The sequence below is a fragment of the Micromonospora purpureochromogenes genome (genome assembly GCF_900091515.1).
Lineage (GTDB): Bacteria > Actinomycetota > Actinomycetes > Mycobacteriales > Micromonosporaceae > Micromonospora > Micromonospora purpureochromogenes.
Window position 1 is genome coordinate 6,202,772 of record NZ_LT607410.1, and the last position, 19,995, is coordinate 6,222,766.

A 19,995-nucleotide genomic window follows, 5' to 3' on the forward strand; every position below is an offset into this window, starting at 1 on the left:
ACCGGTCGCGGCGGGTCGCGGTGTTCCGCTGTCCGGACACCGCGACCCGCCGCAGCCTGCGGCCGGTGGGTCAGGAGGCGCCGTCGGCGCGCAGCGGGAAGACGTTCGACTCGGCCGACTCGCGCAGCGTGCCGAGCACCGCGCCGATCTTGTCGGCCGGCATCGGCTTGAAGAAGTGGTAGCCCTGGGCGGCGTTGCAGCCCAGCTCGGCCAGCGCGAGCCGCTGCTCGGCGGTCTCCACCCCCTCCGCGACCACCCGCAGCCCCAGCTCGTGGGCGAGCCCGACGGTGGTCCGGACGATCGCCGCGGCCTCCGGCGACTCGGCCATCCGGATCACGAACGAGCGGTCCACCTTGAGCTCGTCGACCGCGATCCGGGTCAGGAAGGTCAGCGACGAGAAGCCGGTGCCGAAGTCGTCGACGGCGAGCTGCACGCCCATCGCGCGGACCGTGGCCAGCACCTCGTCGATCACCTCCAGCTCGCTCATCACCACCGTCTCGGTGATCTCCAGGACCAACCGCTGCGGCGGCACCTGGTGGCGGCGCAGCGCGTCGGCGATCTCGGCCGGCAGCCGGGGATCGAGCAGGCTACGGGCCGACAGGTTCACCGAGATCGGCACGTCCAGGCCCTCCCGGGCCCAGTCGGCCGCCACCGCGAGCGCCTTGTCCAGCACGTACCGGGTGAAGGCGCCGAGCTGCTCGCTGTTCTCCACCGGGCGGATGAAGTCGGCCGGGCCGAGCCAGCCGCGGCGCGGGTGCCGCCAGCGGATCAGCGCCTCCACGCCGGTCGGGGCACCGGTGGCCAGGTCGACCGCCGGTTGCAGGGCCAGCACCAACTGGTCGTCGGCCTGCAACGCCTCCCGCAGCTCCGCCAGCAGCGCCAGCTGATCGGTGCTCGCGGCGTCCCGGGCGCTGTCGTAGGCGGCGACGCTGCCGCCGCCCTCCTTGGCCTGGTACATGGCGATGTCGGCCCGGCGCAGCAGCTCGGTCAGGTCGGCGGTGCCCGCCCCGGCCACCACCACTCCCACCGACACCTCGACGGACATCCGCACCCCGGCCACCTCGGTCGGGGCGGCCAGCCGCTCGGCGATCTCCCGGGCCTGGCGCAGCGCGTACGCCATCGGGGCGGACCGGTCGCCGATCACCGGGACCGAGGTCAGCAGCAGGGCGAACTCGTCCCCGCCGAGGCGCCCCAGCAGGTCGCCCGGGCGGGCGAGGGTGCCGAGCCGGTTGGCGGTGAGCCGCAGCAACTGGTCGCCGGCCGCGTGTCCGAGGGTGTCGTTGACCTCTTTGAACTGGTTGATGTCCAGCAGCAGCAGCGCCACCGGGTGGTCGTGGGCGAGCTGCCGCAGCGCCTGGTCGCCCTTGCTGAGCATGGCCGCCCGGTTCACCAACCCGGTCAGCGCGTCGTGCACCGCCTCGTACGACGACCGGGCGCTGACCAGCCGCAGCTCCCGGTGGGTGGCCGCGTCGTGCAGCGCGGCGGCGAGGGCGTCGGAGAAGGCGGCCACGGCGTCCCGCTCGCGGGCACTCGGTGGCGCGGTGGCGGGGAACCGGACCCGCAGCTCGCCGACCTCGACGTCGCCGACGGTCAGCGGGCGGGCCAGCTCGTGCTCCGCGGTGGACGGCGGGGCGGGCGGCCCGACCTCGCGGTCGCGCACCTGGCCGGAGGCGTCCCCCCGGTACCGGCGCCAGCGGCCGTCGCCCCGGACCACGTCGACGTCGACCAGCTCGGCGCCGAAGAGGGTCAGCGCGCCGGTCACCGCGGCGCTGGCCACCCCGCGCTCGTCGAGCTGGTTCAGCGCGGCGGTCGCCTCCGCGAAGGCCCGCCAGTCCCGCCGTTCCTGGTCGGCCCGGAGCCGGTGCCGGTAGGTCTGCTGGAGCAGCCAGAGCAGGGGCGGGAGCAGCAGCAGCCAGCGGGCGTCGGCCTCCACCAGGGCGACCACGACCAGGCCGACCGCGACGTTGCCGACGAACATCAGCAGCTTGCCCCGGAGCGCGGCGAGCACCGGCGGGCCGATGGCGACGCCGTGCCGCAGCGCCAGGGTGGCGCCGCCGAGGCAGGCGGTGGCGAGCAGGTAGGTCACCGAGCCGGCGATCAGGGCGAGCGCGAGCCCGGGGGTGGGCGCGGCCAGCAGCGGCGCGCCGAGCGCGGTGGCGACCGCGACGGCGAGCGCGGTGGCGGCGGTCAGCGAGGCGGCGATCCGCAGCACCTCGAGCGGGGGCCGACGGTCGACGGCCAGGGACATCCCCGTCCAGGCCAGGCCGGTGCCGAGCAGCGCCGCGGCCGGCAGCCACCCGGCCGGTACCAGGTAGAGGCAGACGATCAGCGCGGCTTCGCCCCAGGTGATGCTGACCATGCCGGTGGGGGTGCGGAACCTCAGCCGGGCCAGTTGGGCGACCGCGAACGCGGCGAGGGCGATGCCGAACCGCGCGGCGGCGGGAAGAGCATCGTCCGGCGGCAGCGTGACGGGGACGGTCAGGCCGATCAGGACCGCCGTGAAGGCGGTCAGCGTGACGGCGGTGACCAGCAGGAGCACCCGTGGCGGCGTGCCGCCCGGATCGGGCCGGTCGACCTGGTCGCCGGCCCGGCCGGACGTCACCGGCCCGCTCCGTCCGCCGGCACACGGGGGATGCCCGGGACGGACGCTGCTGCGACGGTCATGGCGCGCCCTCCCGCGCACGGCTCAGGGACTTTTCGGTCCCCCCGGCGGAAGGCTAAGCCAATCCGGGTGGTCGCAACAGGGGCTGACGACCCGGATCGGCGTGAATCACGCTCCGACTAGCCGTTTCGGTGCTGCTGGTGGCCGTTGGGCGTGTCGGTGGGTGAATCCTGCGTCGGGGTCCCGCCCGCCGGATCGGTGGCCGACGTGTCGGCCTGCCCCTGGGTGGGGAACCGGTCGGGCAGCCGGCGCAGCCGGGCGTTCATGTTGCGGATCAGCAGGATGGTGGCGGCGGCCAGGAGCAGGATGAGGAAGAGGCCCATCGGCCCGGCCAGACCACCCGTGCGGGTGTCACCGAAGTTGTTCTCCGCGAGCACCTGGGCAGCGGCGGTCAGCATGGTGTTTCTCCGATGTGCGGTGGGGTTTCAGCGTAGCTCCCCGCCCGGTCAGCGGGCATGGGCCGTCTCGCGCACCCCGGCGAAGAGGTCCGACTCGGGCAGCGGGCTGTCGACCAGCGAGCGGACCAGCTGGAAGTCCTCCGTGGGCCAGGCGTGCCGCTGCAGCTCCATCGGCACGTGGAACCAGAAGCCGTCCGGGTCGATCTGGGTGGCGTGGGCGCGCAGGGCGTCGTCGCGGACCGGGAAGTAGTCGGCGCACTCCACCCGGGTGGTGATCCGCGGGCCCTTGTCGGGGCGGTCGTCCCAGCGCTTGAGCCACTCCTCGTAGGGGGAGGCCAGGCCGGCGGCGAGCATGCCCTCGTGCAGCGCCATGATCTTGCCCTTGGAGAAGCCGATGTCGTAGTAGAGCTTCAGCGGCTGCCAGGGCTCGCCGAGCTCCGGGTAGCGCTCCGGGTCGCCGGCCGCCTCGAAGGCCGCCACGCTCACCTTGTGGGTCATGATGTGGTCAGGGTGCGGGTAGCCGCCCTCCTCGTCGTACGTGGTGACGACGTGCGGACGGAACTCGCGCATCAGCCGCACCAGCGGACCCGCGGCCACCTCGACGTCCGCCAGGGCGAAGCAGCCCTCGGGCAGCGGCGGCAGCGGGTCGCCCTCGGGCAGCCCCGAGTCGACGAAGCCGAGCCAGGCCTGCTCGACGCCGAGGATCGCCCGGGCGGCGTCCATCTCGGCGCGGCGGATCTCGCCGATGTTGGCCCAGACGTCGGGCCGGTCCATCTTCGGGTTGAGCACGCTGCCCCGCTCGCCGCCGGTGCACGTCACGACCAGGACGTCGACACCCTCCGCGACGTACTTCGCCATGGTCGCGGCGCCCTTGCTCGACTCGTCGTCGGGGTGCGCGTGCACCGCCATGAGACGCAGTTGCTCTGCCACTGTGGGCGCTCCTCGTCTGTGCCGGCCGACGGCCCACCCCGGGCCGCCCGGCTGACCTGCCGGAATCCTCCCCCGTGCCGGACCCTGCCGGCGCCGACCTGTCATCCTTGACCACAGGACGGGCTGGGAGCGTGGAACTCTCCCATTCTTGCCGATGCTTCCGACAACAACGCCAGGAGATACCCGCCGGTGACCGAGACGCACGCCACAATCACCCCGGGAGCGCCCGCGTTCCCGCCCGGGCGGTACGGCCGCCGCCGCGAGCCGGGCCGCCGCCGGCCGCTGCTGGTCTGGCTGCTGGCGGCCGCCCTGGTCGCCGGGATGGCCCTGGTCGCGGCGCAGCTCTACGCCCGGTACGGCGACCCGGCGTACGACGCCGAAGTGATCACCTACACCGACCTCACCGACTCCGGGGTGCGGGTCGACTTCCGGGTCACCCTGCCCGAGGGCGGCGCCGCGGTGTGCGTGCTGCGGGCCCGCTCCCACGACGGTGCCGAGGTGGGTCGGGACGAGGTCGCGGTGAGCGCGCGGCCCGGCGCGCGGCACGCCACCGCCCAGCACCGGATCACCACCACCGCGCGGCCCTTCATCGGCGAGGTCGTCCGCTGCCGGCCCGCCGGCTGACCCGCCGGCCGGGGACCACCGGTCGGGTACCGGCGCTGGGGTGATCGACGACACCCGCGGGTGTGCCGCACTGGTAACTTGGTAACTCACCTGTCAGCCAGTTCCGCACGATCGAGGAGTACGCCTGTGTCCACCAATGACAACGAGGCGCCCGCCGCCTGGCTGTCCCAGGACGCGTACGACCGCCTGGAGGCCGAGCTCGACCAGCACATCGCCAACCGGCCGGTCATCGCCGCCGAGATCAACGCCCGGCGCGAGGAGGGCGACCTGCGGGAGAACGGTGGCTACCACGCCGCCCGCGAGGAGCAGGGCAAGGCCGAGGGGCGCATCCTCTACCTCAAGGAGCTGCTGCGCACCGCCAAGGTCGGCGAGGCGCCGACCGCCGACTCGGTGTCGCCCGGCATGGTCGTGACGATCTACTTCGACGACGACCAGGACGACACCGAGACGTTCCTGCTCGGCTCGCGGGAGATCGCCTCCACCACCGACCTGACGGTCTACAGCCCGGAGTCGGCGCTCGGCAAGGCGATCCTGGGCGGCCGCCCCGGCCAGACCTGCACCTACACGGCGCCGAGCGGCGCCGACATCAAGGTGACCGTGGTCAGCTTCGAGCCGTTCTCCGGCTGAGACCGGCCCCGCCGGGTCCGCGCGACCCGGCGGTTCCCATCGCGTACGCCCCGAGGCGTGGCACCGTCGCCGGTGTCACGCCTCGGCCGCGAAGACCACCTGGTAGCCGCTGGCCCGCAGGGCGCTGATCAGCGTGTCGGAGTGCTCGACGCCCCGGGTCTCCACCGACAGCGCCACCTCCACCTCGCCGAGGCGCAGGTGCGGGTTGGCCCGCTGGTGCTCCACGTCGACCACGTTCGCCCGGTGCTCGGCGATCTCGGTGAGCAGCGAGGCGAGCTGACCGGGCCGGTCCGAGCAGCGCACCGTGAACCGCAGGTAGCGCCCGGCCGCGGCCAGGCCGTGCTCGATCACGCGCAGCATCAGCAGCGGGTCGATGTTGCCGCCGGAGAGCACCGCGACCACCGGCGCCTCCACCTCGACCACCCCGGCCAGCAGCGCGGCCACGCCGACCGCGCCGGCCGGCTCGACCACCTGCTTGCCGCGCTCCAACAGCATCAGCAGCGCCCGGGAGATGTCCTCCTCGGAGACCGTGACGATCTCGTCGACCAGCTTGCGGACGTGGGTGAAGGTGATCTCCCCCGGCCGGCCGACCGCGATCCCGTCGGCGATGGTGGCGAAGGACGGCAGGCGTACCGGCTCGCCGGCGATCAGCGAGGGCGGGAAGGCCGCCGCGCTGGCCGCCTGGACCCCGACCACCCGTACGTCGGGGCGCAGCGCCTTGGCCGCCACCGCGATGCCCGAGATCAGGCCACCGCCGCCGACCCCGGTGATGATCGTCTTCACGTCGGGGCACTGTTCGAGGATCTCCAGCGCCACGGTGCCCTGACCGGCGATCACGTCGGGGTGGTCGAACGGGTGGATCAGCACCGCGCCGGTCCGCTCGGCGTAGGTCTGCGCCGCCACCAGGGACTCGTCGACGGTGTTGCCGACCAGTTCGATCTGCGCGCCGTACCCCTTCGTGGCGGCCACCTTGGGCAGCGGCGCGTTCACCGGCATGAACACGGTGGCGTGGGCGCCCACCAGGCCGGCGGCGAGGGCGACGCCCTGGGCGTGGTTGCCGGCGCTGGCCGCGACCACGCCCCGGGCGCGCTCCTCCTCGCTCAGCCGGGAGATCCGCACGTACGCGCCGCGCACCTTGTACGACCCGGCGCGCTGCACGTTCTCGCACTTCAGCCACGCCGGGCCGCCCAGCTTGGCGCTCAGCGGCCGGGAGGGCTCCAGCGGGGTGGTGCGGGTGACGCCGGCGAGCAGTTCCCGCGCGGCCCGTACGTCGGCGAGACCGACCAGTTCCGTCATGCCCCGATCGTGCCACCCGCCACCGGGGGAACCTGCGGCGACGCCGGGGGCGTGTCGGCCGAGGCCTGCGGCGCGGGCGCGGCCACCGGCTGCGGCTGCTGCTGCGGCGGGGCGAACGCGCCGGGGGCGAACCCGGCGGGCACCGGGGTCCCCGGGGCGTACGGCCAGGCCGGGGTGGCGCGGGCGATCCGGTCCTGCTGGGCGGCGGAGATCTTCCGGATCAGCACGATGAACGACGCGGCGGCCACCACGCAGGCGATCGCCGGGATCGCGTTGCGGCCGAGGGCGCCCTGGTAGTAGTCCACGTACGCCTGGAAGTCCTCGTGGTCGACGGCCGTCTCCGGGAGCTGGGCGTACTCGAGGTCGTTCTTGCGGCTGAACAGCCGCTCGCCGAGACTGAAGACCAGCCACGCCGCCCACCAGACGACGACCAGCCACGGGGTGCTCCGGCGCCAGAGGCTGTCCCGGGCGATGTTGGCCACCACCCGGACGGGCACCACGAAGTTCGCGAACGGCACCAGCCAGCCGGCGATCGCCCAACCCTGACCGAGGACGGGCAGCGCGCCGGGGAAGGCGTCGATGTTCTTGCGCGCCCGCCAGGTCCAGATGATGACCAGCACGGCGGCGGTCAGGTAGGCCACCACGAACGGCAGGCTCACCGCGACCTCGAACAGCATCGCCCCGAAGAGCACGTCGCTGTCGCCGTCGCGCTCGGCCTGCCTCGCCAGCACCATCCCGGCCACCGGGGCGAGCGCGGACAGCAGGTAGAACGCGGCGGCCACACCGACCGCGATCGAGGCGGCCAGGCCGATGCCGCGCACGGCGTGGGTCTCCAGCCCCGGCGTGACCGCCGGCTGCCCGAGAGGGGTGTAGCAGTTCTGGCACTCGTTGAAGCTCGGGGACGTGGCGTCCCCGCAGGTCTGGCAGAGCATGGGGACCGTCCAGGGAGGTGCGGCGAGGGGGGTGCGCGCACACGCTAGACGATCATGCGGCGGCCGGCGACCCCGTTCCGACCCGCGGATAGCCGGGGGCGTGCCGGGACCACGGCGCCTGCATCTCGAACTGCCCGGCGACGGAGAGCAGCAGCAGCTCCGAGCCGGGCGGACCGATCAGCTGCGCGCCGACGGGCAGGCCGTCGGGGCGCCGGCCGACCGGCACCACGATGGCCGGCAGGCCGGCGATGTTCCAGGGCGCCGCGTACGGGGCGTACCGGATGTTGGCCTTCATGTTGGCCACCCACGACCGGGCGGACCAGGCGGCGGCCTCCGGCGGCGGGCCGGCCAGCGCCGGGGTGAGCAGCAGGTCGACCGAGTGGTCGGTGAAGAAGTTGATCGAGCGTTCGCGCCAGGCGGCCCGGTCGGCCTCCCGGACGTACCCCCGTCGCTGCGCCCACTCGCCGAGCGCGACGTGCCGGCGGCTGCGCCGCTGGAGGTCACGCCGGGCGATCCCGGCGGCGCGCACCTCGGTGGCGGCCGCGGCGAACCAGGTCGCGATGCCCTGGAGACCGAGCGCGGTCGGGTAGACCGGGTCGGCGGGGACGGTGTCGTGGCCGGCGGCGGCGAGCAGCCGGCCGGCGGCTGCCACCGCGTCCCGGTTGGGGGCGTCCGGCGAGACCCCGCGCACCGGGGAGCGCAGCGAGACGCCGACCCGCAGCCGCGGCGGCGGGACCAGCTTGTCGGCCCGGCGCCCGGCGAGTACCTGGAAGCCGACCGCGGCGTCCGCCACCGTGGTGGTGAGCATCCCGTGCTCGGTGAGGCCGAACCAGTCCTCCGCGCCGAGCTGGGTGGGGATCACGCCCCGGCCCGGCTTCAGGCCGACCAGGCCGCAGCAGGCCGCCGGGATCCGGATCGAGCCGAGCCCGTCGTTGCCGTGCGCGATCGGCACCAGCCCGGCGGCCACCGCGGCGGCGGCGCCGCCGGAGGAGCCGCCGGGGGTGCGGCGGGTGTCCCACGGGTTGCGGGTGATCCCGGACTCGTCGTCGGTGAGGGCCCAGAGGCCCAGCTCCGGCATCCGGGTCACCCCGAGGATCACCGCGCCGGCGCCGCGCAACCGCCGGACCACCTCGTGGTCGGCCTCCGCGATGCCGGTACGCACGGCGGCCGAGCCGTTCCAGGTGGGTACGCCGGCGACGGCGGTGTTCTCCTTCACCGCCACCGGCACCCCGGCCAGCGGAAGGTTGGCCAGGTCCTCCTGCTCGTCGACCTTCTCCGCCTCGGTGATCGCCTCCCCGCCGCGTACCGTGCGGAACGCGGCGAGGTCGGCGTCGACCCGGGCGATGTGGTCCAGGTGGTCGGCGACGACCTGGGTGGCCGAGACATCGCCCCGGCGTACGCCCCGGGCGATTTGCTTGGCGGTCGCTCCGACCCAGGTCGGCATGATGTCCTGCACGGCCACCCTCCCCAGCCAGCGGTCAGCCCAGCGCCTGCTCCAGATCGGCGAGCAGGTCGTCGACCGTCTCGATGCCGACAGACAGTCGCACGAGATCGCCGGGAACTTCAAGCGGCGAGCCGGCAGCACTTGCATGTGTCATCCGGCCCGGGTGCTCGATCAGGGACTCGACGCCGCCCAGCGACTCGGCGAGCACGAAGAGCTTGGCCCGGTTGCAGATCTCCACGGCGTGCTCCTCGCCGCCCGAGGCGCGGAAGGAGATCATGCCGCCGAACCGGCGCATCTGCTTCGCGGCCACCTCGTGACCGGCGTGCGAGGGCAGGCCCGGGTAGATCACCTCGGCGACCTTGGCGTGCCCGTCCAGGTACGCGGCGATCCGCTCGGCGTTGTCGCAGTGCCGGTCCATGCGTACCCCGAGGGTCTTGATGCCGCGCAGGGTCAGCCAGGCGTCGAAGGGCCCGTTGATCGCGCCCATCGCGTTCTGGTGGTAGCGCAGCTCGTCGCCGAGGCCGGCGTCGGCGGCGATCAGCGCGCCACCCACCACGTCGGAGTGTCCACCGATGTACTTGGTGGTCGAGTGGACCACCACGTCCGCGCCGTGCGCGATCGGCTGCTGCAGGTACGGCGAGGCGAAGGTGTTGTCGACCGCCAGCAGCGCCCCGGCGTCGTGCGCGACGGCGGCCAGGGTGGCGATGTCGGCGATGCCGAGCAGCGGGTTGGTCGGCGTCTCCACCCAGACGATCTTCGTGGTGGCGCGCATGGCGGCCCGCACGGCGTCGGTGTCGGAGACCTTGGCCGGGGTGTAGTCCAGCCCCCAGCGCTCGGCGACCCGGGCGAAGAGCCGGTAGGTGCCGCCGTACGCGTCGTCCGGGATCACCACGTGGTCCCCCGGCTTGCAGACGGTGCGCAGCAGGGTGTCCTCGGCGGCCAGGCCGCTGGCGAAGGCGAGTGCCACCGGGCCGCCCTCCAGGGCGGCGAGGCACTCCTGGAGCGCGTCCCGGGTGGGGTTGCCGGAGCGGCTGTACTCGTAGCCGTGCCGAGGCGCGCCGACGGCGTCCTGGGCGTAGGTGCTGGTCTGGTAGATCGGTGGGATCACCGCGCCGGTGCGGGCCTCGGGGTCCTGGCCGGCGTGGATGGCGAGCGTCTCGAAGCCGTGACTCATTCCCGAGACGTTAGTCCGCCGGTCCGCCGGGGCGGGCGGAACCCGGCCGCGGGTCGTGGCGGCGGCCTGTCGGAGGGGTGGGCCATACTTGCTCGGTGACCCACACCGCTCCGCTGCCGTCCCGCATGAACGGCATCGCTGACCGGATTCCGGAGTCCCTCGGGCTGCTGGCCGGCCCGGACCAGGGCAGGGTCACCCTTCCATTGCGGCTCTGCTGGTCGGGCCTGAGCGAATTCGACGTGGCCGATCCTCGACAGCGGCTGACGCTCTACCGGACGCTGATGGACTGCGGCCAGCGCGAGGACATCATCCGATACGTCAACGCGGCACTGTTGCGCCGAGACTGGCCACGCATCCGACGACTCACCGCTCGTCGTCTCATCGCGCTCTGGGAGCGGCGCCTACCGGAGCTGGCCGTCTGATCATGGATGAGGCGCACCAGCGGCTGCTGCGTGTCGGCTTTGCAGCCGGCGACGATCTCGGGCTGGTGCTCGCGGGCGGTTACGCGTTGTCGGCGCACAACCTGCTCAGCCGACCGTCCAGGGACATCGATTTCGCGACCGCGACGGCCCTACCGCTACAGGCGGTGGCGGCTCGGCTGGCGGAGGCCTACGTCGGGGCCGGGTTCCGCTGCCGCGTCATCGAGGCCGGCAACCGGATGGCTCGGCTGTTGGTGTCCGGCGAGACGACGGCGTGCGAGGTGGACCTGTTGAAGGAGGCGATCGGTCCACCGGCGGCCCTGAGCATCGGGCCGGTCCTCGCCTTCGACGACGCGATCGGCCTCAAGGTCAGGGCGCTGCACGACCGGGCCGCTCACCGCGACTACATCGACATCCACGCCGCCAACGACCGGCTGCGCTGGCCCGAGCTGGAGGCGCTGGGCGCCCGGCACACGGTCGGCTTCTCTCTGCAGGAGCTGGCCGACCGGCTGGGCGCCATCGACGAACTGGACGACGAGACCTTTGCGTCGTATCGCCATGACCGGGAAGGCAGGCTCCGGCGGCCGGCGGGCCGCTGGCGCAGGGCCTAGCCTGGGTCGGTGAACGGGTGCTTGTTCTGCGGGATTGTGGCGGGCGAGGTGCCCGCGTTCCGGGTGGCCGACGAGCCGGACGGCGTCGCCTTCCTGGACACCCGACCGGTGTTCAAGGGCCACGTGCTGGTGGTGCCGCGCAGCCACCTGATCAGCCTCTCCGATCTGCCGGCGGGCGCGCTGCCCGGCTACTTCCGCCTGGTGCAACGCCTCGCGGTGGCGGTCGAGACCGGGCTCGGGGCCGGTGGGACGTTCGTGGCGATGAACAACAAGGTGTCCCAGTCCGTCCCGCACCTGCACACCCACGTGGTGCCCCGGACGAAGGGCGACGGCCTGCGCGGCTTCTTCTGGCCGCGTACCCGCTACGCCGACGACACCGAGGCGCAGGGGTACGCCGACCGGGTCGCCGCCGCCCTGTGACCCGACGCCGCCTGATTCCGCCAGGCCCGGGTAAGGAACCGGGGTCCGGCGGCGTTGCAGGCGGAAGAGGTACGAAAGGAGACCCACCGTGTTCCTTCGCCGTATGAAGGCCGAACTGCCCACCCCCGACCAGGCCCTGCCGGGTCGCCCGATCGCGATGCCGATCGGTGACCGGCACGAGGTGCTGCCGTCGACCCTGAAGGGTCCGTTCCCGGAGGGTTCCCAGGTCGCCGTCTTCGGCATGGGCTGTTTCTGGGGTGCGGAGCGGCTGTTCTGGACCCTGCCCGGGGTGATCACCACCTCCGCCGGCTACGCGGGTGGCACCACGCCGAACCCGACGTACGAGGAGGTCTGCTCGGGGATGACCGGGCACGCCGAGGCGGTCCAGGTGGTCTACGACCCCGCGAAGATCAGCTACGAGGACCTGCTCAAGGTCTTCTGGGAGAACCACGACCCGACCCAGGGCATGCGCCAGGGCAACGACGTGGGCACCCAGTACCGCTCGGCGATCTACACCACCGCCGACGAGCAGTTGGCCACCGCGCAGGCGTCCCGGGACGCGTTCGCGCCGATCGTGGCGCGGGCCGGCAAGGGCGAGATCACCACGGAGATCGCGCCGCTCGGTGACTACTACTTCGCCGAGGACTACCACCAGCAGTACCTCGCCCCGACGAAGAACCCGAACGGGTACTGCAACCACGGGCCGAACGGGCTGAGCTGCCCGGTCGGGGTGGCGCGCACCGCCGGCTGAGCGACGTGACCGAGCGTGGGCCCGGTCGATGGACCGGGCCCACGCTGAGTTTCTCAGCCGTCGGCGGTAGCCCTGGCTACGGGTCTTCCCGTCTGAAGGCGACCGCCGAGTACGACAGGCCTCCGTTGATCGCGGACTGCGGTCAGCAGTCCCACTTCTGGGACAGTGCTGCCAGCGAGCCGATGGTCCCGTCGATCAGCACCTGTCCCTCGCCGAGCTTGCTGCGGACCGACTGGTCCACCGGGGACGAGGCCAGCCGCCGGGTCGTCTCGCCCGAGATCAGGAAGCTCCTGGGCAGCGCGCCGACCAGCGGCTGGCCTTCTCCCAGTTGGTCGTGTCGCCGACCACGAAGGGTCCGGTCGACCCCGGCTGCCGGAGACCCGACGCCTTCCAGAGGACCTCGCTCTCCGGCGGCAACTTCCCGTCGTCGCCCTCCGGGTCCGCTTCGGGGAGCCATCGGGGTCGCCCGGCAGGCACGCCAGCAACGCCGCCATCACCAACAGGGCGATCACTACCGCCGTCAGGCACCCGGCCATCAAGCATCGACATCCGCCCTTTAGGAGGCGTGAATCGAGGGTGGGGCCGGAGGTTGACACCGGACCCACCCTCGATCTCAGCGAACGGCAGTCGTCGCGTCGCCCTCCGCCCTACCGACTCAGACCGATCGGTTGGAAGGCGGACGCCGCCGCCCTATTCATCGGCGGAGCCGTCCTGATAAGCCGCCTCGCCACCCCTTCGGCGAAACTTCTTCCGGAGAAGCCTCCTCCACGCCATGCGGACGAGCTGCACACCTGCGAGCAGCATCAACGCGCCACCCAGGAGCTGGTAATGCAGCTCATCATGGCTGGCCACAAACCCGGCGGCCACCAGGAACCAGATCACCACGTAAGCGGGGTTCACATCGGCCGGATCGAAGAAATCCGCTACCGCCTTCCAGACTCCCCTACCGTCACCCATGCCTGCTTCCTTCTATCTGCATGAACTGCTGTTTGTGTACACCCTTCCCCCGGACACATGACTGACCCACCGCTTCACGCCACGAACTCCGTTACACGCGTGGCGACCGATTGCCCTAGTGGTGTCACCGGAGGCCCGACGGAAACCGCCCCAGTCGGTCATAAAGTCGTGGTAACCCATCCAGGATGCGAGTCCGGCCGCCATATACCTCCACCTACTCTTGGCTCGGAATGGGCGGAAGGTCGCCTTGTAGCCGTTCCTCTTGATGGACTTGTACATCCTGTACCCCGAACGTATCGCCCGGTATCCACCGCGGAACTCCTTGTAACCGCCGTAGAAGCCGGCTGCATGGCCCGCCAGACGAGTGCCATAGAACCCCATTCGCCAGACCGAGTTCCGACCCCATCCGCAGACCTTCCAACACCACCTCTTGCCGTCCAGGTCGAACGAGTTGACCGGATCGCCGCAGCCGTACTCGTAGGCGCTGCAGCTCCCGCCGGGGACCGGGTCGGTCTGCAGGAACCGGCCGGTGGTCGGGTTGTACAGCCGCACACCCATCAGCACGATCCCGGAGGGAGCATCCGCGGCCCGCTGCTTGGCTCCGAGCCAGCCGTACCGCTCGGTGCCGACGTCGCCCGCGTTGCGCGGGGTGCCGTACTCGCCGGCCTCCGTGGTGCGGGCCAGCCCTTCACCGGCGTTGTCCAGCTCGGCGACCAGGTCTCCGTGCAGGTTGGTCAGGTGCCAGGCGACCTCGCCGCTTCCGCCGTCGAAGATGCCCGCCATGCCGGTGAGGCCGGACAACGGTCGGGTGAAGCTGTCCGCCGTCTCCTGGGTCCAGGAAGGGCTGTCGTCGTCTCCGTCGTAGTGGTTGACCGCCTGCACCGCCGTGCCCGAGGCGTTGTCGGTCCAGGAGCGGACCCGCTCGCCGGTGACGTCGAGGGTGTAGTCGGTGGTGCGACCGTTCTGGTTGATCGTGTCGACCAGGTCGGTCACGTGGTACGTGGCGGTCACGTTGCCACCCGCCGGGTTGCCGGTGTCGACCGCGGGGACCGTGGTGGTCCGGCCGAGGGTGTCGTAGACGTATCCGGTGGTGTTGACCCGGTCGGCCGTGTCGTACGTCCACGTCCGCGAAGACGCCGCGGTCGTGGTCTGACACGAGCCGTCGGACGCCGGGGCGTACTCGGTGACCGAGTTGCGGTTCGACGACGAGCTCAGGCCGTACGAGCGGGTGGTGCACTGGTCGCCCAGCACGTCCTTGATGCTCGTGAGTCGCCCGGCCTGGTCGTAGCCGTAGCTCTGCTCGGACAAGGACGAGACGTGCTCCCGCCACTGCCCGTGCACCGACTCCGTCACCGACTCGTTGTAGAGCGTGCAGTCGGCGGCGGCGCAGCCCGGCTTGACGTAGGTCAAGCCGACCTGGGTGGCCAACTCGTCGACCTCCATGCTGACCTGGACGCCGTTGGGCCAGGTCTCCGACACCAGGTTGCCGTCGGCGTCGTAGCTGCCGGAGAAGACACCCGCCTGGGTGTCGTCGACCGACGTGAGCAGGCCGCGCCGCTCGGTGCCGCCGTCATAGGTGTAGGTCCGCTGAGCCTTGCCGTCGTGGCTGGTCTTCGTCCGGCCCAGCAGGTCGTAGGTCGTGGTCGAGACGTTGCCATCGGTGTCGGTGTAGGAGGTGAGCCGGCCGAGCGTGTCGTACGCCCGGATCACCTGCGCGGTGACCGTGCCGCCCACGACCGACTGGGTGCGCAGGAGTTGCCCGGTGGCCGGATCGTAGACGTTGCGGGTGACCGGGACGGCGGTGCCCAGACTCGTAGCTGCGGTCACCGACGTCTCGTACGCCCGCCCGGCGCCGTCGTACGTCGTGGTGGTGGTCCGCAGCGTGCCGGCGCTGGTCTTCTCGGTCACCACCCGCGACTGGTTGAACATGTCGTAGGTGGTCACGGTGACCGGCAGTTCCGGCCCGGAGGCCGCCTGGCCGCCGGGCTGGACCCGGCAGGGCAGGTTCGCCCACTCCGGCTTCAGGTCACACTCTGTGTAGCCGGAGCCGGAGGTGGCCCGGTAGTAGACCGTCTTACGGGTGGCCGGGGTGGTGGTACTGGTGCCGCCGGCCGGGGCCGTGGTCGAGGTGACCAGGCCGGTGATCGGGTCGTAGGTGGTCCGGGTGGCCTGCGCCAGGCCGGACGGGTCCACCGTCACCACGGTCGGCTGACGCAGCGTCCAGTCGTAGGCAGTGGTGGTGGTCCGCAGGTCAGAGTCGGTCTCGACGCCGTTGGGGTACCAGCGGACGCCGACCTTCTCCGTCGTGACCAGGTTGTAGGGCCCGCCGGTGGTCGGCGCCCCCTCATCGTAGGTGTTCAGGGTGATCTGGCGGCCGCGCACCACGGTGTCGTCCGGCAGCGTCACGTCGTGCTCCGGCCCCCAGGTGCTGGTGAGCCGCTGCCCGTCCGACGAGTAGGTGTTGAGGCTGGACAGGGCGCGGGCGCGTCCGGTCTCCGTTGCCGCGTCGTCGGTGGAGCTGGCGTTCAGCGCCCGGTCCCGGTTGCCGGCGGTCAACGTCCGCACCGTGTTGCCCCGCTGGTCGTACCAGGCGGCGTCGATGTGGCCGCCCGGAGCGGCGGTGTTGACCTTGCGGGCGTTGGCGTCCAGGTAGGTGACCGTGGCCCGCTCGTACGACGACGGCAGGCTGCCGCCCGAGGGACTGCCGTCCGGCACCTGGTCGGCCGGGAAGACCGCCGTGGCATCGGTCGGCGCCTCGGTCTGGTACCACCGGCTGGTCTGTGCCGCCGACAGATCGTAGGGTGCGCCGGCACCGGAAACCGGCACCTTGTAGACAACGCTGGTGACCGCCGTGCCGGCGGCCAGCGCCGAGCGGCTCACCTTGTTCAGCCGGCCAAGCCCCGGGTCACCGGGAATGGTGGTGTAGCTGAGCTGCCACGCCTCCTGGCCGTTCGGGGTGACCGAGGACAGGATGCCGTCGAGGTTGTAGTTGTAGGTGTCCCACAGGTGCCGGGTGGTGCCGGCGTCGTTCCAGTCCAGCCGGGGATCCCAGCTGGCCCGCAGCCGGCCGGCGTCGTCGTAGGTGTACCGGGCCATCGGCACGGCCCGCATGGCGGGGGTGGGCAGGTCCGGGTCCCAGGCGGTGAAGGAGATCTCCTTCACCCGACCGGTGTAGTCGCCCCAGGTGGTGTCATTGCCGCCGGTGGCGGTGGTGGTGGTCGCGTAGGTGAAGGTCAGGGCCCGGCAGCCCCGGGTGAGGGTGGCGCAGTTGACCCCGTCCGGCACCGGTGCCAGCATCCGGGTCGGGCGCACGATCTCCTTGTTGTTGATCGTCACCTTCTCCCAGCTCAACGTGGTGGTCTGGTTGCTGCCCGGCACGTTCACCGAGGTCGGGAAGTACTTCCCTGCCGCAGTGCCGGTCACCCGGGTGAAGAGGACGCTGTTGCCGTCCTCGTCAGTCAGCGTGTACTTGTCGCCGGTGCTGTCGTAGGCCAGCTTCAGCGCCTCCATCCCGATCTCCGGGTCGAAGGCGGTAGCGGTGCGCTTGCTGAAACCGATCGTGTCCCCCTCCGGCAGCCCGACCTGCACGAGCGAGCCGTAGACGGTCAGCGAGGTGTACGGCGAGTCGGCCTCGTCCACGACCGCACCGGAGACCCAGCCCGGCCCGAACATGTTCGCCGAGTCGGTCTCGGTGGCGCGGCGGGTGTTGTAGGAGCGTGCGACGGTCAGGTCGCTGCCGAACGAGTCCACCGACACGTCGGTGTCGGACAGGGTGTAGTTGCCGGTGATCAGGTTGACCGACCCGGGCCCGATCTGCTCGGACTCCGCCGACGCCTGGGTGCGGTCGAACTTGATCCGGATCGGGCTGGAGGTGCCACCGGTGCCGCCGGCGAAGGTGCCGCGCACCTGCAGCGGCCCGTCCCGGGGGATCGACTCGGCGTCGGCCGCCGCCAGGGTGGCCTCGACGTCCCAGTTCAGCTTCGGGAAGGCACCGCCGCCGCTGGTGGGCAGTGGCCAGGTGACCGCGCCACCACCGGCCGCCACCGTCACGTGACCGGCCGGGATGTCCACCCAGGCGTCCGCGTCGCCCCGCCGCCACTGGTAGGTCACGCCGGTCGCCGCCGCCTGGCCGACACCGGTGATCGCGGTCTTCGCCGCGGTGACGTCACCCTCCTTAGGCGCGGTGACCGCACCGGAACCCACGTTGAAGGTGTACGTCCGGATCGCGGACTGATTGCCGGCCCGGTCCCGGGAGCGCACGTAGAGCGTCTGGGGACCGTCCGCGGTGGGCGTGATCGACACCGTGGCGCTGCCGCCGAGCGTCGCCGCGTTGACCGTCTGGTTCGGCGGGTTGCTGTTCAGCCCATACTCGTAGGCGGCCACATCGGCAACGCCGGAGGCGCCGAAGGTGAAGCTGCCGGCCGTGCCGGCCGCGCCCGCCCACTGGCCGCTCGGGTATGCGGTCGACGACACCGACGGCATGGCCGACGGCGCGGTCGTGTCGATGATGAAGGCGCAGTAGCTGCTCCACGCCCCGTTGACCAGACCGTCGTTGCCCCGCACGTGCCAGGAGTAGGTGCTGCCCTCGCTGAATGCGCCTGCGGGCACGGACGTCGACAGCCAGGATCCGGAGGCGCCGGGGCCGACGATCGCGCCGCCGATCCGGGTGCCGCCACCCGTCGTCCACTCGAACTCGGCCTTGACCTGCGAACCCTCGGCGTCGTTGACCTGCGCCCGCAGCTGTGGCGTCTTGGAGTTGAGGTAGGGGGTGCTCGACCCGGTCGCGCACGTCGTCGACGGCACGGTGGCCCGGGCGCTGACCGTGGGCGGTGACTGGTACGTCAGCGTGACGTACGGGTCGTTCGCCCCCTCCATCGAGTTGAACTTCTTCCACGCCAGGTTGTCGGTCTCGGAGGTGGCCCGCAGACCAACGTTCACCGTGCAGCAGGTCGCACCACTCGCGTGGTCCGCGAACGCCCCGGTCACCGAGGAGTTCACCCAACCGGCCGCGCAGGACGAGCTGTAGCCCTTGGTGGACGAGGTGTAGCCGAGCCTCTTCACCCACGTGGGCTGGCTGGTCCACCGGGTGGAGGTGCTGGCGTGCAACGTCTCCCAGGTCTCCCACTGCCGGCCGGTGCAGGACCAGGAGTGGTGCTCCCACAGGTAGAGCGTGGCGGCCTGCACCTGCTTGCCCTTCAGCCAGTCCAGACCGTCGAAGCGCAGGAACGATCGGGCCTTGGTGGTGCCGCTGTCGTAGGTGCCGAGCTTGAGCTCAGTGGCAGCCGACTGGTCCGAGGTGTAGTCCGACTGCACGAAGGCGTCGTAGTTCGGCTTGAGGGTGACCGCCGGGTCGATGGTGACCGGAAAGACGGTCTTCGGATCGGCCAGCCACCGCTCGTCCGGCGTCAGCGTCATCGCCAGCCGACCGGCCTTCGCCGCACCGATCTTCTTGGCAACCTTCGCCCGGCGCACCCGCTCACCCGACTTCGGGTCGACCTGGGCGTCCCACATCTCCGGCTGGGGCGAGACACCCACCACGGCGCCGCCCTTGTTCCGGATCTCGAAGCCGCCGCGCTTGTCGTCGGTTAGCGCCACGCCCTTGCTCCGCAGGGGCAGGGAGAGGGCGCTCACCTGGGCGACCGCCGCCCGGTTCTTCACCACCAGGAACTGTTCGAAGCCGGTCCGAGTGGATTCGACCACCAGGTCGACGCCGGGACGCACCTCTGGGTAGGTGGCCTTCGTGCCCTCCACGACGGGCGCCGGCAACCGGCCGGACCAACCCAGAGAGACCGTCCCGCTGCCGGTCGACATTGTCACCAGGTCGTGCACTCCGGCACCCGCCGCACCGGAGAGACGCAGGTCGGCCGGGTGAGCCTTCGCCGCGACCGACCCGTCAGGTTCCGGCGCGAGCGAGAAGTCGACCGGCTTCCAGCCGCCGGTCTTCTCGTCCCGGATCCGCACCGGGCCCAGGTGGACCTCCGCCTCCACCCGACCGTCGGGATACGCCCAGAAGTCAGACGTCTCCGACGTCATCCCGGTGATGTGGACCTTTTTCCTGGTCAACCGGGCCGTCGCCAGCGCCGCCGCCTCGTCCGGGCGCTCCAGCACCTGAGGCCCGGGCGAGGTGGGCGTGGTCGCCGGCTGCGGTGACGCGGCAGCCGGAGGCGCGGCGACCCAATCGGCCATGGTGGCCGCCAGCAGCACGGACAGCCCGGCCGCCAGCGCCCGGCCGCCCCGGCCACGGGACAGCCGTGGGATCCGGGACACTGGGCCCCAGACGGATCTTCTTGGTTCCACTGATCCTCCTAGATCGAACAGGGAGTGATCAGAGAACTACACCCTTCGAAGATCCGCAGCCGCCGATAGTATGAACTGGCATCCACCGAACGACCGACAGCACGGAACTCAATCGAATTGATGCTGCTCAAGGCCCCAAGGCGCCCCGACCTGCGCCATCACGGCCGATAGTGATATGCACCACAGTGATCTTCGATCGATGCCGGTCGTACGATCGGGGGCTTTCCACCAGTCGGTTCAGGCCACCCGCCGGGGGCGACCACCGGCCCGGCCACGCCACGACCGCGGCAGCGGTTCTTGTCACATCGCGGCACCCTGCCGAATCGGCTCAACCGTCCGGTGAACGGACGAAAAGGGACACTGCTCATCGCCGCAGGCGGACGGGCGGGGCGTCTTATCAATCGGTGGCCGTCCTGACATCGGCTCAACAGGCGGACTGCAACAACCTCTGGC

15 protein-coding genes are annotated in these 19,995 nt (G+C 71.7%); 6 read left to right on the top strand and 9 right to left on the bottom strand.

Features of this window, described 5'->3' with window-relative positions; translation table 11 throughout:
• Nucleotides 1-70: 70 nt before the first annotated feature.
• From GA0074696_RS28275 to mca, 3 genes are all read right to left on the bottom strand, one after another.
• Nucleotides 71-2,602, bottom strand: a complete 2,532-nt coding sequence (locus tag GA0074696_RS28275; RefSeq protein WP_088963902.1) for a putative bifunctional diguanylate cyclase/phosphodiesterase — start codon at nt 2,600-2,602, stop codon at nt 71-73.
• 179 nt (nt 2,603-2,781) lie between these two features.
• The gene (locus tag GA0074696_RS28280) at nt 2,782-3,057 is read right to left on the bottom strand and encodes a hypothetical protein (RefSeq protein WP_407940626.1); all 276 of its coding nucleotides are present in this window, start codon (nt 3,055-3,057) and stop codon (nt 2,782-2,784) included.
• Between the two features lie 51 nt (nt 3,058-3,108).
• Nucleotides 3,109-3,990: a mycothiol conjugate amidase Mca gene (gene mca / locus GA0074696_RS28285; RefSeq protein ID WP_088963904.1), complete on the bottom strand. Its 882-nt coding sequence runs from the start codon at nt 3,988-3,990 to the stop codon at nt 3,109-3,111.
• 189 nt (nt 3,991-4,179) lie between these two features.
• Here mca and GA0074696_RS28290 point away from each other — a divergent pair, with 189 nt between their 5' ends.
• Together GA0074696_RS28290 and greA are read left to right on the top strand one after the other, a co-directional pair.
• Entirely contained in the window at nt 4,180-4,614 is a 435-nt protein-coding gene (locus GA0074696_RS28290) for a DUF4307 domain-containing protein (protein WP_088963905.1), read from the top strand.
• A 126-nt stretch (nt 4,615-4,740) separates the two neighbouring features.
• Nucleotides 4,741-5,241, top strand: a complete 501-nt coding sequence (gene greA / locus GA0074696_RS28295; protein WP_088963906.1) for a transcription elongation factor GreA — start codon at nt 4,741-4,743, stop codon at nt 5,239-5,241.
• A gap of 75 nt (nt 5,242-5,316) precedes the next feature.
• On the opposite strand, the gene ilvA is transcribed toward greA, so the two are convergent.
• From ilvA to GA0074696_RS28315, 4 genes are read right to left on the bottom strand one after another with little or no spacing between them, the layout of a single operon-like run.
• Complete coding sequence (ilvA, locus tag GA0074696_RS28300; RefSeq protein WP_088963907.1) at nt 5,317-6,537, bottom strand: threonine ammonia-lyase; 1,221 nt, start codon at nt 6,535-6,537, stop codon at nt 5,317-5,319.
• Nucleotides 6,534-7,469, bottom strand: coding sequence for a DUF4328 domain-containing protein (locus tag GA0074696_RS28305; protein WP_088963908.1), 936 nt, complete (start codon nt 7,467-7,469; stop codon nt 6,534-6,536). The genes ilvA and GA0074696_RS28305 overlap by 4 nt, the downstream gene beginning before the upstream one ends.
• Nucleotides 7,470-7,521: 52 nt before the next feature.
• Nucleotides 7,522-8,931 (bottom strand): amidase, encoded by a 1,410-nt coding sequence (locus tag GA0074696_RS28310; protein WP_088963909.1) that lies wholly within the window; start codon nt 8,929-8,931, stop codon nt 7,522-7,524.
• A 16-nt stretch (nt 8,932-8,947) separates the two neighbouring features.
• Complete coding sequence (locus GA0074696_RS28315) at nt 8,948-10,087, bottom strand: cystathionine gamma-synthase (protein WP_088963910.1); 1,140 nt, start codon at nt 10,085-10,087, stop codon at nt 8,948-8,950.
• A 95-nt stretch (nt 10,088-10,182) separates the two neighbouring features.
• On the opposite strand from GA0074696_RS28315, the gene GA0074696_RS28320 reads away from it, so the two are divergent.
• From GA0074696_RS28320 to msrA, 4 genes are all read left to right on the top strand, one after another.
• Nucleotides 10,183-10,509, top strand: coding sequence for a hypothetical protein (locus GA0074696_RS28320; protein ID WP_088963911.1), 327 nt, complete (start codon nt 10,183-10,185; stop codon nt 10,507-10,509).
• A 2-nt stretch (nt 10,510-10,511) separates the two neighbouring features.
• Complete coding sequence (locus GA0074696_RS28325) at nt 10,512-11,117, top strand: nucleotidyl transferase AbiEii/AbiGii toxin family protein (protein ID WP_088963912.1); 606 nt, start codon at nt 10,512-10,514, stop codon at nt 11,115-11,117.
• Nucleotides 11,118-11,126: 9 nt separating this feature from the next.
• Nucleotides 11,127-11,537 carry an HIT family protein gene (locus tag GA0074696_RS28330; RefSeq protein WP_088963913.1) on the top strand — a complete coding sequence of 137 codons (411 nt, stop codon included), beginning with the start codon at nt 11,127-11,129 and terminating at the stop codon, nt 11,535-11,537.
• 88 nt (nt 11,538-11,625) lie between these two features.
• Nucleotides 11,626-12,288 carry a peptide-methionine (S)-S-oxide reductase MsrA gene (gene msrA / locus GA0074696_RS28335; RefSeq protein ID WP_088963914.1) on the top strand — a complete coding sequence of 221 codons (663 nt, stop codon included), beginning with the start codon at nt 11,626-11,628 and terminating at the stop codon, nt 12,286-12,288.
• Nucleotides 12,289-12,978: 690 nt separating this feature from the next.
• Here msrA and GA0074696_RS28340 read toward each other — a convergent pair.
• Together GA0074696_RS28340 and GA0074696_RS28345 are read right to left on the bottom strand one after the other, a co-directional pair.
• Nucleotides 12,979-13,245 (bottom strand): hypothetical protein, encoded by a 267-nt coding sequence (locus tag GA0074696_RS28340; RefSeq protein ID WP_088963915.1) that lies wholly within the window; start codon nt 13,243-13,245, stop codon nt 12,979-12,981.
• A gap of 12 nt (nt 13,246-13,257) precedes the next feature.
• On the bottom strand, nt 13,258-19,542 hold the full coding sequence (locus GA0074696_RS28345) for a DNRLRE domain-containing protein (RefSeq protein WP_172894492.1): 6,285 nt from the start codon (nt 19,540-19,542) through the stop codon (nt 13,258-13,260).
• Nucleotides 19,543-19,995: the final 453 nt, after the last annotated feature.